The following is a 15,917-nucleotide window of genomic DNA, read 5'->3' on the forward strand; positions in this document are numbered from 1 at the left end:
GAGTTCCGACACTTACCTTGCATTTGGTGAATGATCGCCCGCAGTAGCTTATTTTTATGCAAGGAGGTCCGGTGACTTCGCTTCTGTCCTATCCGCCGACCCACTGGATTCCGGCCGCCGGGGCCGACTTCACGGTCTCCCACCGCCCCGGTGCCCATCCGGTGGAGCTCGTCGTGATCCATGTGACCCAGGAGACCTTCCAGGACGCACGGAGAATCTTCCAGGACCCCGGCTCCCGGGTCTCGGCGCACTACATGGTGGCCTCCGCCGACGGCTACGTCGGCCAGTTCGTCCGCGAGAAGGACATCGCCTGGCACGCGGGCAACTGGGACTACAACACCCGCAGCATCGGCATCGAGCACGAGGGCTGGATCGACCGTCCCGAGTACTTCACCGACGCCCTCTACAGCGCCTCGGCCCGGCTGACCGCCGCCGTCTGCGACCGCTACGGGATCCCGAAGGACCGGGACCACATCATCGGCCACGTCGAAGTGCCGGGCTCCACGCACACCGACCCGGGGCCGTACTGGGACTGGGACCGCTATATGGCCCTGGTGACCGCCCCCTGGGACAGGCCCTAACGCCAGGAGCGCCGCTGCGCGGCATTCGCCCGGCGCCGCCGGTCGTTGCACAGCAGACAGCGGCCCCAGCCGGGCGGCAGCGGATCGTCCTTGTCCCCGTACAGCGGATCCACCGCCCCCTTCGGGTGCTCGGCGCAGCCCGTGGCCCCCGCCCCCGCGCCCAGCGCCGCCGCCGCGGCCGTCGCCCTGCGCAGGGCCTCGAGCAACTGCTCGGCCTCGTGCGGGGCGGGGGCGGCGGCGTCGAGGGAGAAGGCGATGTCGGAAGCGGTGCTGAGCGCGCTCTGCAGCTCGCGCAGGTCTGCGTAACCCATACGACGAGCGTACGGGGTGCCACTGACAACGCCGTCAGGGTGCGGCGGCGGTCAGCACTCGATGACGTTCACCGCGAGGCCGCCGCGGGCGGTCTCCTTGTACTTGACCTTCATGTCCGCGCCCGTCTCCTTCATGGTCTTGATGACCTTGTCGAGGGAGACGTGGTGGCGGCCGTCGCCGCGCAGGGCCATGCGGGCCGCCGTGACGGCCTTCGCCGCGGCCATGCCGTTGCGCTCGATGCAGGGGATCTGCACCAGGCCGCCCACGGGGTCGCAGGTGAGGCCGAGGTTGTGCTCCATGCCGATCTCGGCCGCGTTCTCGACCTGTTCGGGGCTGCCGCCGAGGACCTCGGCGAGGCCGCCGGAGGCCATCGAGCAGGCGGAGCCGACCTCGCCCTGGCAGCCGACCTCGGCGCCGGAGATCGAGGCGTTCTCCTTGAAGAGCATGCCGATCGCGCCCGCGGCCAGGAGGAACCGGACGATGCCGTCCTCGTCCGCACCCGGCACGAAGTTCATGTAGTAGTGCAGAACGGCCGGGATGATGCCGGCGGCGCCGTTGGTGGGAGCGGTGACGACGCGGCCGCCCGCGGCGTTCTCCTCGTTGACCGCCATGGCGTAGACGGTGATCCACTCCATCGCGCGGGCCTGCGGGTCGCCCTCGGCGCGCAGCTGCCGCGCCGAACTGGCCGCCCGGCGGCGGACCTTCAGGCCGCCCGGCAGGATGCCCTCGCGGGACATGCCGCGCGCGACGCAGGCCTGCATCACGCGCCAGATCTCCAGCAGGCCCTCGCGGATCTCGTCCTCGGTGCGCCAGGCCTTCTCGTTCTCCAGCATCAGGGCGGAGATCGACAGACCCGTCTCGCGGGAGAGCCGCAGCAGCTCGTCGCCGGTGCGGAAGGGGTACTTCAGGACGGTGTCGTCCAGGACGATGCGGTCCTGGCCCACCGCGTCCTCGTCGACGACGAAGCCGCCGCCGACCGAGTAGTAGGTCTTCTCCAGCAGCGGCGCCCCGGCCTCGTCGTAGGCGAAGAGCGTCATGCCGTTGGCGTGGTACGGCAGGGCGCGGCGGCGGTGCAGGATCAGCTGGGTGGTGTCGTCGAAGTCGATCTCGTGGGCCGAGCCGATCTCGGTGCCCAGGAGCCTGAGGCGCTTGGTGGTGCGGATGCGCTCCACCTCGTCGTCGGCGATCTCCACGTCGACGGTGCGCGGGGAGTGGCCCTCCAGGCCCAGCAGGACGGCCTTGGGGGTGCCGTGGCCGTGGCCGGTGGCGCCGAGGGAGCCGAAGAGCTCGGCCCGCACGGAGGTGGTGTGGGCCAGCAGGCCCTCGTTCTTCAGGCGGCGTACGAACATCCGCGCCGCACGCATCGGGCCGACCGTGTGGGAGCTGGACGGGCCTATGCCGATCGAGAAGAGATCGAAAACGGAGATGGCCACGGTGGCTGCTCCTCTGGTCGGTGGTACGGGGTGGTACTCGGTTGTACGGGGGGTCACGCGGTGCGGGGCACCGGGGCTCACCTTTCAGTGTGCCCTGGTGCCCCTTACCGGCGGGTAAAGCAGGAGCCGACGGACTACTTCAGCCCGGGGTACAGCGGGTGCTTCGCCGCGAGGGCGGTGACACGGGCGCGCAGGGCCTCCGCGTCGTAGCCCGGCTTCAGCGCCTCGGCGATGACGTCCGCGACCTCGCGGAAGTCCTCGGCCTGGAAGCCGCGGGTGGCCAGCGCCGGGGTGCCGATCCGCAGGCCCGAGGTGACCATCGGGGGGCGCGGGTCGTTCGGGATGGCGTTGCGGTTGACCGTGATGCCGACCTCGTGGAGACGGTCCTCGGCCTGCTGGCCGTCCAGCTCGGAGTGGCGCAGGTCCACCAGGACCAGGTGCACGTCCGTGCCGCCGGACAGGACGGAGACGCCCTCCGCCGTCACGTCGTCCTGGACGAGGCGCTCGGCCAGGATCTTCGCGCCCTCCAGCGTACGGCGCTGGCGGTCCTTGAACTCCTCGCTCGCCGCGACCTTGAAGGAGACCGCCTTGGCCGCGATCACATGCTCCAGCGGGCCGCCCTGCTGACCCGGGAACACCGCCGAGTTGATCTTCTTGGCCAGCTCGGCCGTCGAGAGGATCACACCACCGCGCGGACCGCCCAGCGTCTTGTGCGTGGTCGTGGTGACGACGTGCGCGTGCGGCACCGGGTTCGGGTGCAGACCGGCGGCGACGAGGCCCGCGAAGTGGGCCATGTCGACCATCAGGTACGCGCCGACCTCGTCGGCGATCCGGCGGAACGCCGCGAAGTCCAGCTGGCGCGGGTACGCGGACCAGCCGGCCACGATCAGCTTCGGACGGTGCTCCTTGGCGAGGCGCTCGACCTCCTCCATGTCCACCCGGTTGGTCTGCTCGTCGACGTGGTAGGCGACCACGTTGTAGAGCTTGCCGGAGAAGTTGATCTTCATGCCGTGGGTCAGGTGCCCGCCGTGGGCGAGGTTCAGACCCAGGATCGTGTCGCCGGGGGAGAGCAGGGCGAACATCGCGGCGGCGTTGGCCTGCGCGCCGGAGTGCGGCTGCACGTTCGCGTGCTCGGCGCCGAAGAGCGCCTTGATCCGGTCGATGGCGATCTGCTCGACGACATCGACGTGCTCGCAGCCGCCGTAGTAGCGGCGGCCGGGGTAGCCCTCGGCGTACTTGTTGGTGAGGACCGAGCCCTGGGCCTCCATGACCGCGACCGGAGCGAAGTTCTCCGAGGCGATCATCTCGAGGGTGGACTGCTGGCGGTGGAGTTCGGCGTCGACGGCGGCGGCGACATCGGGGTCGAGCTCATGGAGGGGGCTGTTCAGCAGGGACATGAGTTCTTCCTGGACGAGAGAGGAGGACTTGGGTCAGCCGGCGAAGTCGGTGTACTCGTCGGCGGTCAGCAGGTCCGCCGGCTCGTCCGTGATCTTCACCTTGAACAGCCAGCCGCCCTCGAAGGGGGCGGAGTTCACCAGCGCCGGGTCGTCCACGACGTCCTGATTGGTCTCGATGACCTCGCCCGTCACCGGGGCGTACAGGTCGCTGACCGACTTGGTGGACTCCAGCTCACCGCAGGTCTCGCCGGCGGTGACCGTGTCACCGACCGCCGGGAGCTGGGCGAAGACGACATCGCCGAGCGCGTTGGCGGCGAACTCGGTGATCCCGACCGTGGCCACACCGTTCTCGTCGGTGGCCGAAAGCCACTCGTGCTCCTTGGAGTAGCGCAGGTGCTGGGGGTTGCTCATGGGTCGATTCTCCTGTACGCGGGTCAATGCTTGTGCAACGGGTCTTGACAGGTGAGACGGAAGAGAGAACGGAAGAGAAGTCGATCAGCGCTCGCGCTTGTAGAACGGCAGCGCCACGACCTCGTACGCCTCATGGCTGCCACGGATGTCCACGGCCACGCCCTCCGTGCCGGGCGTCGCGTGCGCCGCGTCCACGTAGGCGATGGCGATCGGCTTGCCGAGGGTGGGGGAGGGGGCGCCCGAGGTGACCTCGCCGACGACCTCGCCGCCCGCCACGACCTGGTACCCGGCGCGGGGCACGCGGCGGCCGGCGGCCACCAGGCCGACCAGCTTGCGCGGCGGGGCGGTCTCGGCGCGCGCGGCGGCGGCCTGCAGCGCCTCGCGGCCGACGAAGTCGCCCTGCTTGTCGAACTTGACCACTCGGCCGAGTCCGGCGTCGAACGGTGTGGTGGCGGTGGTCAGCTCGTGCCCGTACAGCGGCATGCCGGCCTCCAGGCGGAGCGTGTCGCGGCACGAGAGGCCGCACGGCACGAGGCCGGCCGCGGCGCCCGCCTCGGTCAGGGCCTGCCACAGCTTCTCCGCGTCGGCGGGCGCGACGAACAGCTCGAAGCCGTCCTCGCCGGTGTAGCCGGTACGGGCGATGAGCGCGGGCACGCCCGCGACCGTGCCCGGCAGGCCCGCGTAGTACTTCAGGCCGTCCAGGTCGGCGTCGGTGACGGACTTCAGGATCCCGGGGGAGGCGGGGCCCTGGACGGCGATCAGGGCGTAGTCGTCGCGGTCGTCGCGGACCTCGGTGTCGAAGCCGGCGGCGCGCTCGGTGAGCGCGTCCAGCACGGTCTGCGCGTTCGAGGCGTTGGCGACGACCATGAACTCCTGCTCGCCCAGGCGGTAGACGATCAGGTCGTCGAGGATGCCGCCCTCCGCGTTGCAGATCATGGTGTACCGGGCCCGGCCGACCGCCAGCGCGGAGAGGTTGCCGACCAGGGCGAAGTCCAGGGCCGCGCCGGCCTGCGGGCCGGTCAGGGTGATCTCGCCCATGTGGGAGAGGTCGAACAGCCCGGCGCGGGTGCGCACGGCGAGGTGCTCGTCGCGCTCGCTGCCGTAGCGCAGGGGCATGTCCCAGCCCGCGAAGTCGGTCATGGTGGCGCCGAGCGCGCGGTGCGTCGCGTCGAGGGCCGTTCGGCGAGGGGCAACGGTCATGTGGGGCTCCCAGGCATGGCAGTGAGGACGTCCTCCCCATCTGTCATCGGAACCTGAGAGGTTCACCGGGAGCTCCCCGGCTTGCACCTTGGGTGGGACCGCCGAACGGGCGGCCCGCTTTTCAGATCTGCCTCGCCCGTGCGGTATCGGGGCCTGAGAGATTCAAGGGAGGAACTTGCTCCTTCGGCGCCCGGGTCGGTGCCCGGGACTCTCCCGCACGGATTCGAGCGGCCGGTATGCAGTTTGGTCGTGCCGGTCGTGCTTCGGCGCGCACATCATTGCACGTACGGGCGTGCGATGGACCAGGTGCGGCCCCGTGAATTGGATTACCTTTCTTTTACGTTCTGCGGGTATCGGCAGGAGGGAGGTGCCATGACGGAGGTGGTCGACCTGCGGTACCCGGCCGGCGATCTGCTGGTCGTCTCCGGGCTGCCCGGCAGCGGGAAGACGACGCTGATCCGGCGGGCGGTGGCCCCGCTGGACGCCGCGGGCGTTCCGGTGCGGTGCGTGGACTCCCAGGACTCCCGCCTCCGGCTGGAGCGGCGGCTGCCCGGCCGGGTGCCCTACGGGCTGTACCGGCCCGTGGCCCGGTTGCTGCACTTCGCCGCCCTGCGGCGTGCCCTGCGGGCCGGCGGCAGTGTGGTGGTGCACGACAGCGGGCGGGTGGGCCTGGTACGGCGCTGGCTGGCGCGGGGCGTGCGGCGGCGCGGGGGTGCGCTGCACCTGTTGCTGCTGGTCGTCGAGCCGGCGGTGGCGCTGGAGGGCCAGATGAGGCGGGGGCGACGCGTGCCGCGGCGGGTGTTCGCACGGCACCGGCGCGCCATGGGGCGCCTCGTGGCGGGGGCGGCGGCCGGGCGCCTCCCGCGGGGGGTCGACTCGGTGGCGGTCCTGGACCGCGAGGCGGCGGACACGGTGCGCATCATCACCTTCGGCTGAGCCGGCGCGCCCCGAAGGGGCGCGGGGCTGTTGACATGTGCGGCTGCGCCGCGTGGGCGCGACCAGCCACGCACGGCCCGCGGCCGACAACGGACCGGCCCCGCCCCGTTGCAGGGGAACCGTTAAAGTTCCCCTGCGCGCCTTTGACGACACGGTGGTTGGACGACATGAGCATCCCTTCGCAGCAGCCCTACGACTGGCCCGCCAACGAGCTCGAGGCGGTGCTCGCCGCCTCGGTCGGGGTGGCCGGGGCCGGGCCCCGGATCGTCGAGGCGCTCGGGCGCAGCAGCGTGTGGATCCCGCTGCCCAACGGCGGCGGCGCCGCCAGCCCGGATCTCGACATCCCCGCGATGGACATCGACGGTGCCGCCTACGTCCCGGTGTTCAGCTCCGAGCAGGAGTTCCGCCGCGTCGTCGGCGACCGCACCGACTTCGCCGTCGCGCCCGCGGTCGAGTTCGCCCGCGGCCTGCCGCCCCGGGTCGGGATCGTCGTCAACCCGGAGGGCACCGTCACGGTGCCGCTGCCGGCGCCCGCCGTGGCCGGGCTGTGCCGGGCCGGGCGCACGGTGCTGGACGGCGACGCCACCGGCGGCCGCGTCCGGCTCTTCCAGCCGGACTGGCAGGAGGAGCCGACCGCCTTCCTCGCCGCCGCCGGGCTGGAGTTGGCCGCGACCGGCCTGGTCCGGACCGCCCGGCGCGCCCTGGCCAGCATCGAGGGCGCGGATCCGGCCCTCTTCGTGGGGATAGAGCTGGACCTCCCCGACCCGGGCAGCCGCGAGGCCGCCATGGCCGCCGTCGGCCGCGCGCTGGGCGCGGCCCCCGTGCCCTGGCCCGTCCAGCTGGTCTTCCTCGACGTCGCCCAGGACCCGGTCGGTGACTGGATGCGCGCTCAGGTGCGTCCGTTCTACGACCGTGACCTGTGACAGCACCCGTGCCCGCCGCCGCGGGCTCGTAAGCTGGTTGGACGACCAACACGGGGAGCGCGGCCGCGCTCCCCGTGCCGAGAGAAGAGGCGGACCAGGTGAGCGCGGGCGCGGAGAGCGGCGTGGAGCAGGTGCTGCGCCAGGTGGCGCCCGGACGGTACGACACCTATGAGGCGCTGCTGAGGGCCGTGGCCGAGGGCCGCGTGTGGATGCTGCTGTGGCACGGTCAGGCCGGTTCCCCCGACGCCCAGTACGGGAACATGGAGGTCGACGGCCTGGGCTACGCGCCGTGCGTGACGTCCGCGCAGGAGCTCGCCGCCAGCGGCTGGAACCGGGCCCACGAGGTCGTCTCCGGCCGGTCCGTCGCCGCCGCGCTCTACCCCGACCGCTGGGGCCTGTGGCTCAACCCCCATGCGCCCGGCGGCGGTGTCGGCATCCCCTGGCTCGACCTGCGGCGCATCACCGGCGGCCTGGACCGGCTGCCGGCCGGCCCGCTGCGGCTGAGCGAACCCGCCGCCGACATCCCGCAGTTCTACGCGCTGCTGGCGCAGAACGCCCGCAACACCCCGGCCGTCCGGGCGCTGCGCCGCGCCTGGGTGCAGCCCGCGCTGGGCGCCGCGTACCTGGCGATCGGCCTCGACCTGTACGACACGTCCCGGGCCGCCGTGGAGTCGGTGCGCCTGATGATGCAGCAGTCGGTCGGCGCGGTGCCGGACGGGCTGCCGGTGTCGACCGTCTCCCTCGCGGACGAGTACGACCCCGTCGCGATGTGGATGCGCGCCAACGCCCGGCCCTTCTACGACCGTGACGCCTACGGCGGCGGCACCCCGGCCCCCGTTGCGCCCTCCCCGGTGTCCGGTTACGGCTACCCGCCGCAGCACGGCTGGCAGGCCGGGGCGTACTGACCCGTCAACTCGGCGCGCGGCACCGCCGATTCCGTTCCGCTGACGGGACCGGTCTGTCCGTATAACGGAAGCTCCCTACGCACATCACGGTTGCGCATCCTTTGGCGGCCGGGTCTGGCAGTGATCGCGACCACATTGAAGACTCCCGCTTCAAAGGGCGTTCGGTCCTGTGTACGACCTGCTCCGCGTGATGTTTCCGCACCATCCCGCACCACCCCGCACCATCGCTCCACTTCTGCGCACCAACCGCACCAGTGATGTGAACCGGCCACTTCGGTGGCGAGGGGGGTCCCCGCAACGATGACAGCACCCATCGAGACCACCGGGTCCGCTGCCGGCGCGCAGCCCGAGGCCGTCCTCGCCGGGGCGAAGAGGAGCCAGATCGAAGGGCGTTCGCTCTACCAGATCGCCTGGCTCCGCTTCAGACGGGACAGGGTCGCCGTGGCCGGCGGGATCGTGGTGATCCTGCTCGTCCTGCTGGCGGCGCTCGCCAAACCGATCGAATCCGTCTTCGGCCTGGACCCCAATGCCTTCCACCAGGACCTCGTCGACCCGTCCCTGCTCGCCCCCAAGGGCTCCTGGGGCGGTATGAGCTGGGAGCACCCGCTGGGCGTGGACCCGCAGTACGGGCGAGACATCCTGGCCCGGATCATCGAGGGGTCCTGGGTCTCGCTGCTGGTCGCCACGGGTGCCACGGTGCTCTCGGTGGTCCTCGGCACCGTGCTCGGCGTCGTCGCCGGGTTCTACGGCGGCTGGGTGGACAGCGTGATCAGCAGGATGATGGACACGTTCCTGGCCTTCCCCCTGCTGCTGTTCGCCATCTCCATCTCGGCCTCCCTGCAGGACGGCGCCTTCGGGTTCTCGGGGCTGCCGCTGCGCATCGGTGTGCTGATCTTCGTGATCGGCTTCTTCAACTGGCCCTACATGGGCCGCATCGTGCGGGCGCAGACGCTCAGCCTGCGGGAGCGGGAGTTCGTCGAGGCGGCCAGAAGCCTCGGCGCGCGCGGTCCGTTCATCCTCTTCCGGGAGCTGCTGCCCAATCTGGTCGCACCGATCCTCGTCTACTCGACGCTGCTGATCCCGACCAACATCCTCTTCGAGGCCGCGCTGAGCTTCCTCGGCGTCGGCATCGCCCCGCCGCAGGCCTCGTGGGGCGGCATGCTCACCAGTGCGACGGGCCTCTACCAGGCCGATCCCCAATACATGATCGTGCCGGGCCTGGCCATCTTCGTCACGGTCCTGGCCTTCAACCTGCTGGGCGACGGGCTGCGCGACGCGCTCGACCCCCGCAGCAAGTGATCAGCGCGACAGACCTCTTGAGCGGCCGCCTGCCGGTCCGCCGTTCCGTCATCGTTCGAGGAGGCGTTCCTCAGGTGAAGAGAAGCAAAGCGACGGCCGCGATGGCCGCCGCCGTGGTCCTGGCCCTCGGGGCGACGGCCTGCGGCGGCGGGTCCAAGGACAGCGGCGGCGGGAAGGGCGGCGGCAGCTCCGCGGCCGACGCGGCCCTCGCCTCCATCGTCAACCCGTCCGACAAGAAGGGCGGGACGCTGACGTTCGCCCACTCCGACGTCCCCGACTCCCTGGACCCCGGCAACACCTACTACGGCTGGGTGCAGAACTTCGCCCGGCTGTACGCCCGTTCGCTCACCACCTTCAAGCCCGCGGTCGGCAAGGCCGGGCTGCAGATCGTCCCGGACCTCGCCGAGTCGCTGGGCAAGCCGAGCGCCGACGCCAAGACGTGGACGTACACGCTGCGCCAGGGCGTGAAGTACGAGGACGGCACCCCCGTCACGTCCAAGGACGTCAAGTACGCCGTCGAGCGCAGCAACTTCGCGCCCGAGGCGCTGTCCAACGGGCCGACCTACTTCAAGGCGCACCTGGCCGACGGCGACAAGTACCAGGGCCCGTACAAGGACAAGAGCCCCGACGGCATCAAGTCCATCGAGACCCCGGACGACCGGACGATCGTCTTCCATCTCAAGGACGGCTTCGCGGACTTCGACTACCTCGCGGGTCTCCCCGGGACGGCTCCCGTGCCGCAGAAGGCCGACAAGGGCGCCGACTACGTCAAGCACATCATTTCCTCGGGTCCGTACAAGTTCTCCTCGTACGAGGACGGCAAGGGTGCGACGCTGGTGCGCAACCCGGAGTGGGACCCGAAGACCGACCCGATCCGCAAGGCGCTGCCGGACAAGGTCGAGATCAAGTTCAAGGTCAACCAGGTCACCATCGACAACAACCTGATCAACAACAGTCTTCAGGTCGACGCGCAGGGCAACGGTGTCGACCCGCAGACCCAGCCGAAGGTGCTGCAGGACCCCAAGTACAAGAAGCAGACGGATTCCGCGATCGCCGGCGCGACCTCGTACATCGGCCTGAATCTGCACGTGAAGCCCTTCGACAACATCCACTGCCGCAAGGCGGTCCAGTGGGGCGTCGACCGGGCCTCCGCGCAGGAGGCGGCCGGCGGTCCCCCCAAGGGCGACGTGGCCACCACGCTGCTGCCGCCGACGGTCAACGGCTACACCAAGTTCGACGAGTACCCCACGCCGAACGGCAAGGGTGACATCGCCAAGGCCAAGGAGGAGCTGGCCCAGTGCGGTCAGCCCAACGGCTTCACCACCACCCTGACGGCGCGCTCGGACCGGAACACCGAGATGGCCATGGCCACCGCCGTACAGGCCTCGCTGAAGAAGATCGGCATCACGGCCGAGATCAAGTCCTTCCCCAGCGGCAAGTACTTCACCAACTTCGCCGGGGTGCCGGACTACGTGCACAGCCACAACCTCGGCATGATCATGACGGCGTGGGGCGCCGACTGGCCCACCGGCTTCGGCTTCCTGGACCAGATCACCAACGGAGCGGCCATCAAGCCCTCCGGCGGCAACAACGTCCAGGAGCTCGACGACCCGAAGATCAACGAGATGCTCAACAGTGCCATCAAGAACACCGATGCCGCTGCGCGGAACAAGGCCTGGGGCGATATCGACAAGCTGATCGCCGACAACGCCTCGGCGGTGCCTCTGGTCTACCGCAAGAACCTGCTCTTCCGCCCCACCGGTGCCGCCAACGTCACGGTCACCCAGGCGTATCTCGGCATGTACGACTACGCGTTGATGAGCGTCTCCAAGTAAACGCCTCCGAGTAAGCAGCGGAATCGTTCCGCCACCCGCACCCGAAAGGCAGGTGAAGGCACCCCGGCGGCCGCCGGACGGATCCCACGGGGCCCGTCCGGCGGGCCCGGCGCCGCACAGCTGTGGCCGCGTACATCATCCGACGCGTGTTCGCCGCGGTGCTGTTGCTGCTGGTGGTCAGCGCAGTCACCTTCGCGATCTTCTTCCTCGTCCCCCGGATCGCCGGGCAGACGGTGGACCAGCTCGCCGCGCAGTACGTGGGGAAGGACGCCAACCCCTCCTCCATCGCCGCGGTCAAGCACAACCTCGGCCTCGACCAGCCGATCTACGAGCAGTACTGGCACTTCGTCAAGGCCCTCTTCGCCGGCGCCGACTACAGCTTCGGCCCGGACGCGGCCCACTGCTCGGCGCCCTGTTTCGGCTACTCCTTCAAGAACCACATCGAGGTCTGGCCGCAGCTGACCTCCCGCATCCCCGTCACCCTCTCGCTGGCCGTCGGTGCCGCCGTGATCTGGCTGGTGTCCGGCGTGGCGGTGGGCGTGCTGTCCGCGCTCCGGCGCGGGTCGTTCTTCGACCGGCTGTCCATGGGCGTCGCCCTGGCGGGCGTCTCCCTGCCGATCTTCTTCACCGGAATGCTGGGCCTGGCGATCTTCACCGTCCAGTGGCCGCTGTGGAGTTCGGGCGTGAACTACGTCAGCTTCACCGACAACCCCGCCGAGTGGGCCTGGAACCTGCTGCTGCCCTGGTGCAGCCTCGCCTTCCTCTACTCCGCGCTCTACGCCCGGCTGACCCGGGCCGGAATGCTGGAGACGATGGGCGAGGACTACATCCGCACCGCCCGCGCCAAGGGCCTCAAGGAGAACGTCGTCGTCGCCAAGCACGGCCTGCGTGCCGCGCTGACCCCGATCGTCACCATCTTCGGCATGGACTTCGGCCTGCTCATCGGTGGTGCGGTCATCACCGAACAGGTCTTCTCCTTCAAGGGACTCGGCGAGTACGCCGTCTCCGGCATCCGCGACAACGACCTGCCCGTCGTCATGGGCGTCACCCTGGTCGCCGCCTTCTTCATCGTCGTCTGCAATCTGCTGGTGGACCTGGTCTACGCGGCCATCGACCCCAGGGTGAGGTACTCGTGAGCGAACAGACCGGGGAGGTCTTCCTCTCCGTGCGCGACCTGAAGATCCACTTCGACACGGACGACGGCCTGGTGAAGTCCGTGGACGGCATCAGCTTCGACGTGCGCCGCGGCAGCACGCTCGGCATCGTCGGCGAGTCCGGCTCCGGCAAGTCCGTCACCTCGCTCGGCGTCATGGGCCTGCACCGCACGGCGCGGGCCCGGATCTCCGGCGAAGTGCACCTGGACGGCGAGGAGTTGATCGGAGCCGACCCCGACCGGGTGCGCCGGCTGCGGGGCAGCAAGATGGCCATGATCTTCCAGGACCCGCTGTCGGCCATGCACCCCTACTTCACGGTCGGCGCACAGATCGTCGAGGCCTACCGCGTCCACCACGCCGTGGACCGGAGGACCGCCCGCAAACGGGCCGTCGAACTCCTGGACAGGGTCGGCATCCCGCAGCCCGACCGCCGCGTGGACGACTACCCGCACCAGTTCTCGGGCGGCATGCGCCAGCGCGCCATGATCGCCATGGCGCTGGTCAACAACCCCGAACTGCTCATCGCCGACGAGCCGACCACGGCCCTGGACGTGACCGTGCAGGCGCAGATCCTCGACCTGATCCGCGACCTGCAGAAGGAGTTCGGCTCGGCCGTCATCATCATCACCCACGACCTGGGCGTCGTCGCCGAACTCGCCGACGACATCCTGGTGATGTACGCGGGCCGCTGCGTCGAACGCGGACCGGCCGAGGCGCTCTTCACCCGCCCCCGGCACCCCTACACCTGGGGCCTGCTGGGCTCCATGCCGCGCATCGACCGCGAGCAGACCGACCGGCTGATCCCCGTCAAGGGCAGCCCGCCCAGCCTCATCAACGTGCCCGAGGGCTGCGCCTTCAACCCGCGCTGCCCGTACGCGGACGTGCCCGAGGGGGGCCTCACACGGACGGAGCGCCCGGAACTCACGCCGGTACCGGGCGACGACGGGCACCACTCCGCCTGCCACCTCGCGCACGAGGAGCGGACGCGCATCTGGACCGAAGAGATTGCGCCCAAGCTGTGAAGGACCGAGCGATGACGAACCCCGGACCTCCGGAAGCCCTGCTCACGGTGGAGGGGCTGGTCAAGCACTTCCCCATCACCAAGGGGGTGCTGCGGCGCCAGGTGGGCGCGGTGCAGGCGGTGGACGGCCTCACCTTCGACGTGCGCACGGGGGAGACCCTGGGCGTGGTCGGCGAGTCCGGCTGCGGCAAGTCGACCATGGGCCGGCTGATCACCCGGCTGCTCGAACCCACCGCGGGGCGGATCGAGTTCGAGGGCCGGGACATCACCCACCTCGGTGTCTCGGGGATGCGCCCGATGCGGCGCGACGTGCAGATGATCTTCCAGGACCCGTACTCCTCGCTGAACCCCCGGCACACCGTCGGCACGATCGTCGGCGCCCCTTTCAGGCTCCAGGGGATCGCCCCCGAGGGCGGCGTGAAGAAGGAGGTCCAGGGGCTGCTGGAGCTCGTCGGCCTCAGCCCCGAGCACTACAACCGCTACCCGCACGAATTCTCCGGCGGCCAGCGGCAGCGCATCGGCATCGCGCGGGCGCTCGCGCTCAAGCCGAAGCTGGTGGTCGCCGACGAGCCGGTGTCGGCGCTGGACGTGTCGATCCAGGCGCAGGTGGTCAACCTGCTGGACGACCTCCAGGACGAACTGGGCCTGACGTACGTCATCATCGCGCACGACCTGTCGGTCATCCGGCACGTCTCCGACCGGATCGCGGTGATGTACCTGGGCAAGCTGGTGGAGCTGACGGACCGGACGTCGCTGTACACGGCGCCTGCGCATCCGTACACCAAGGCGTTGTTGTCGGCGGTGCCGGTGCCGGATCCGCGGCGGCGGACGCAGCGGAAGAGGATTCTGCTCAACGGGGATGTGCCGTCGCCCATTTCGCCGCCGTCGGGGTGCCGGTTCCGGACGCGGTGCTGGAAGTCCGCCGAGGTGTGCTCGGAACAGGAGCCTCCGCTCCTGGAGTTGCGTACCGGCCATCAAGTGGCCTGTCACTTTCCCGAGTAGGACGAGCGCGTTGCACAAGTGCATGGTGGGGCCCTTGTGCGGGAAGGGTCGTCGCGGCACGCTGAACTACCGCTGAAAGGACGGAACATGACCCGCACCCCCACCAGACTGCTCGCCCTTGCCACCGCCGCGGCCTCCGCCTGTCTGATATCCGCGGCTCCGGCCCAGCACCCCTCGCCCGGGGCGGCCGGCATCGGCGACTCCTACTTTCCCCACGAGGGCAACGGCGGCTTCACCGTCCGGCACTACAACCTCGACGTCTCGTACGCCCCGGACACCGGAAGAATCGACGGCCGCACCACCGTCTCCGCGCGGGCCACCCAGAGCCTGTCCTCCTTCGATCTCGACCTCCAGCAGCTGGACGTCTCCAAGGTCGAGGTGGACGGCCGCCCGGCCGCCTTCCGGCACGACGGCGACGAGCTCGTCATCACCCCGCGGCACGCCCTCGCCAAGGGCCGAGCCTTCACGGTGACCGTCACCTACGGCGGCGTCCCGCAGGCGCTCGGCGGCCCGATCATCTTCGGGTCCAAGTACGGCTGGATGAAGACCAAGGACGGCGTCTTCGTGGCCTGCGAGCCCAACGCGGCCTCCACCTGGTTCCCGTCCAGCGACCACCCGTCGGAGAAGGCGACCTTCGACATCACGGTCCGGGCCCCCAAGGGCCTGACCGCCGTCTCCAACGGCAGGTTGATCTCCACCCGCGACAGCGGTGCCACCACCGTCACCCACTGGCGAGAGAGCCGCCCCATGGCGACGTACCTGGCCACCGCCACGATCGGCAACTTCGACGTGCGGACGGGGAAGACCCCCGGCGGCATCCCCGAGTACGTCGCCGTCAACAAGGGCCTGCAGACGGGCAAGACGGACTTCTGGGGCATCACGGCCGCGGCCACCGACTACTGGTCCACGATCTTCGGCCCGTACCCCTTCGAGGAGACCGGCGCGATCGTCGACGACATGCCGGACGCCCACTTCTCCCTGGAGGTGCAGTCGAAGCCGGTCTACTCGGCGGTGCGCAGCGAGACCACGATCGTCCACGAGCTCGCCCACCAGTGGTTCGGCGACTCGGTCTCCGTCGAGCGCTGGAAGGACATCTGGCTCAACGAGGGCTTCGCCACCTACGCCCAGTGGCTGTGGGACGAGCACAAGGGCACCCGCAGCGCCCATGACTCCTTCCTCAAGGCGTACAACGGCTACAAGCCGGACGACGCCTTCTGGAAGATCGATGTGGCGGACCCGCAGCGCGACACCATGTTCTCGGACTCGGTCTACGAGCGCGGGGCGATGACCCTGCAGATGCTCCGCGAGCGGATCGGCGACAAGGCGTTCTTCAAGCTGCTGCCCACCTGGACCGCTCAGCACCGGTACGGAAACGCGAACACCGCCCAGTTCGTCGCCCTCGCCGAGAAGATCTCCGGCAAGGACCTCGGTGATCTCTTCGCCACCTGGCTGTCGAGCCCCGGAAAGCCTGCGCTGCGGTAATCGTGTACGCGACGAGTAAGAATGTC

General features: G+C 70.0%; 15 protein-coding genes and 2 riboswitches. Of the genes, 10 read left to right on the forward strand and 5 right to left on the reverse strand.

Annotated elements, in window-relative coordinates; genetic code table 11:
- Positions 1 to 71: 71 nt before the first annotated feature.
- Complete coding sequence (locus HG542_RS23685; protein WP_227725352.1) at positions 72 to 581, forward strand: N-acetylmuramoyl-L-alanine amidase; 510 nt, start codon at positions 72 to 74, stop codon at positions 579 to 581.
- On the opposite strand, the gene HG542_RS23690 is transcribed toward HG542_RS23685, so the two are convergent.
- The 5 genes from HG542_RS23690 to gcvT all read right to left on the reverse strand — a co-directional run bounded on the left by HG542_RS23690 (position 578) and on the right by gcvT (position 5,334).
- Positions 578 to 892, reverse strand: a complete 315-nt coding sequence (locus HG542_RS23690) for a hypothetical protein (protein ID WP_171084689.1) — start codon at positions 890 to 892, stop codon at positions 578 to 580. The two genes, HG542_RS23685 and HG542_RS23690, sit on opposite strands and share 4 nt — an antisense overlap.
- A gap of 51 nt (positions 893 to 943) precedes the next feature.
- Positions 944 to 2,326 (reverse strand): L-serine ammonia-lyase, encoded by a 1,383-nt coding sequence (locus tag HG542_RS23695; RefSeq protein WP_171084690.1) that lies wholly within the window; start codon positions 2,324 to 2,326, stop codon positions 944 to 946.
- A gap of 134 nt (positions 2,327 to 2,460) precedes the next feature.
- A complete protein-coding gene (glyA, locus tag HG542_RS23700; protein WP_171084691.1) occupies positions 2,461 to 3,723 on the reverse strand; it encodes a serine hydroxymethyltransferase in 1,263 nt (420 codons plus the stop codon).
- 33 nt (positions 3,724 to 3,756) lie between these two features.
- On the reverse strand, positions 3,757 to 4,134 hold the full coding sequence (gene gcvH, locus HG542_RS23705) for a glycine cleavage system protein GcvH (protein WP_171084692.1): 378 nt from the start codon (positions 4,132 to 4,134) through the stop codon (positions 3,757 to 3,759).
- An 84-nt stretch (positions 4,135 to 4,218) separates the two neighbouring features.
- Positions 4,219 to 5,334, reverse strand: coding sequence for a glycine cleavage system aminomethyltransferase GcvT (gcvT, locus tag HG542_RS23710; protein WP_171084693.1), 1,116 nt, complete (start codon positions 5,332 to 5,334; stop codon positions 4,219 to 4,221).
- A 30-nt stretch (positions 5,335 to 5,364) separates the two neighbouring features.
- A riboswitch (glycine riboswitch) is annotated at positions 5,365 to 5,465 on the reverse strand.
- Positions 5,466 to 5,560: riboswitch (glycine riboswitch) on the reverse strand.
- A gap of 146 nt (positions 5,561 to 5,706) precedes the next feature.
- On the opposite strand from gcvT, the gene HG542_RS23715 reads away from it, so the two are divergent.
- The 9 genes from HG542_RS23715 (at position 5,707) to HG542_RS23755 (ending at position 15,891) form a co-directional block, all read left to right on the forward strand.
- Positions 5,707 to 6,270, forward strand: coding sequence for an AAA family ATPase (locus tag HG542_RS23715; RefSeq protein WP_229922511.1), 564 nt, complete (start codon positions 5,707 to 5,709; stop codon positions 6,268 to 6,270).
- Between the two features lie 167 nt (positions 6,271 to 6,437).
- Complete coding sequence (locus tag HG542_RS23720; RefSeq protein WP_171084697.1) at positions 6,438 to 7,193, forward strand: enhanced serine sensitivity protein SseB; 756 nt, start codon at positions 6,438 to 6,440, stop codon at positions 7,191 to 7,193.
- Positions 7,194 to 7,291: 98 nt separating this feature from the next.
- Positions 7,292 to 8,098 (forward strand): enhanced serine sensitivity protein SseB C-terminal domain-containing protein, encoded by an 807-nt coding sequence (locus tag HG542_RS23725; protein ID WP_227725349.1) that lies wholly within the window; start codon positions 7,292 to 7,294, stop codon positions 8,096 to 8,098.
- A gap of 300 nt (positions 8,099 to 8,398) precedes the next feature.
- Positions 8,399 to 9,397: an ABC transporter permease gene (locus HG542_RS23730; protein WP_171084699.1), complete on the forward strand. Its 999-nt coding sequence runs from the start codon at positions 8,399 to 8,401 to the stop codon at positions 9,395 to 9,397.
- A 74-nt stretch (positions 9,398 to 9,471) separates the two neighbouring features.
- The gene (locus HG542_RS23735; RefSeq protein WP_444546192.1) at positions 9,472 to 11,232 is read left to right on the forward strand and encodes an ABC transporter substrate-binding protein; all 1,761 of its coding nucleotides are present in this window, start codon (positions 9,472 to 9,474) and stop codon (positions 11,230 to 11,232) included.
- Between the two features lie 122 nt (positions 11,233 to 11,354).
- Positions 11,355 to 12,368: an ABC transporter permease gene (locus HG542_RS23740; RefSeq protein ID WP_171084701.1), complete on the forward strand. Its 1,014-nt coding sequence runs from the start codon at positions 11,355 to 11,357 to the stop codon at positions 12,366 to 12,368.
- A complete protein-coding gene (locus tag HG542_RS23745) occupies positions 12,365 to 13,408 on the forward strand; it encodes an ABC transporter ATP-binding protein (protein WP_171084703.1) in 1,044 nt (347 codons plus the stop codon). Before HG542_RS23740 ends, HG542_RS23745 begins: the two co-directional genes overlap by 4 nt.
- A gap of 11 nt (positions 13,409 to 13,419) precedes the next feature.
- A complete protein-coding gene (locus HG542_RS23750) occupies positions 13,420 to 14,409 on the forward strand; it encodes an ABC transporter ATP-binding protein (protein WP_171084705.1) in 990 nt (329 codons plus the stop codon).
- An 87-nt stretch (positions 14,410 to 14,496) separates the two neighbouring features.
- Positions 14,497 to 15,891, forward strand: coding sequence for a M1 family metallopeptidase (locus tag HG542_RS23755; protein ID WP_171084707.1), 1,395 nt, complete (start codon positions 14,497 to 14,499; stop codon positions 15,889 to 15,891).
- Positions 15,892 to 15,917: the final 26 nt, after the last annotated feature.

Origin of the sequence: Streptomyces morookaense (assembly GCF_013030945.1) — a bacterium.
GTDB lineage: Bacteria > Actinomycetota > Actinomycetes > Streptomycetales > Streptomycetaceae > Streptomyces > Streptomyces morookaensis.

What these genes read in the sequence shown, in the direction of transcription:
- HG542_RS23750 (WP_171084705.1), top strand. Translation starts at nt 13,420, where the DNA reads ATGACGAACCCCGGACCTCCGGAAGCCCTGCTCACGGTGGAGGGGCTG.
- HG542_RS23720 (WP_171084697.1), top strand. Translation starts at nt 6,438, where the DNA reads ATGAGCATCCCTTCGCAGCAGCCCTACGACTGGCCCGCCAACGAGCTC.
- glyA (WP_171084691.1), bottom strand. Translation starts at nt 3,723, where the DNA reads ATGTCCCTGCTGAACAGCCCCCTCCATGAGCTCGACCCCGATGTCGCC.
- HG542_RS23690 (WP_171084689.1), bottom strand. Translation starts at nt 892, where the DNA reads ATGGGTTACGCAGACCTGCGCGAGCTGCAGAGCGCGCTCAGCACCGCT.
- HG542_RS23715 (WP_229922511.1), top strand. Translation starts at nt 5,707, where the DNA reads ATGACGGAGGTGGTCGACCTGCGGTACCCGGCCGGCGATCTGCTGGTC.
- HG542_RS23755 (WP_171084707.1), top strand. Translation starts at nt 14,497, where the DNA reads ATGACCCGCACCCCCACCAGACTGCTCGCCCTTGCCACCGCCGCGGCC.
- gcvT (WP_171084693.1), bottom strand. Translation starts at nt 5,334, where the DNA reads ATGACCGTTGCCCCTCGCCGAACGGCCCTCGACGCGACGCACCGCGCG.
- HG542_RS23730 (WP_171084699.1), top strand. Translation starts at nt 8,399, where the DNA reads ATGACAGCACCCATCGAGACCACCGGGTCCGCTGCCGGCGCGCAGCCC.
- gcvH (WP_171084692.1), bottom strand. Translation starts at nt 4,134, where the DNA reads ATGAGCAACCCCCAGCACCTGCGCTACTCCAAGGAGCACGAGTGGCTT.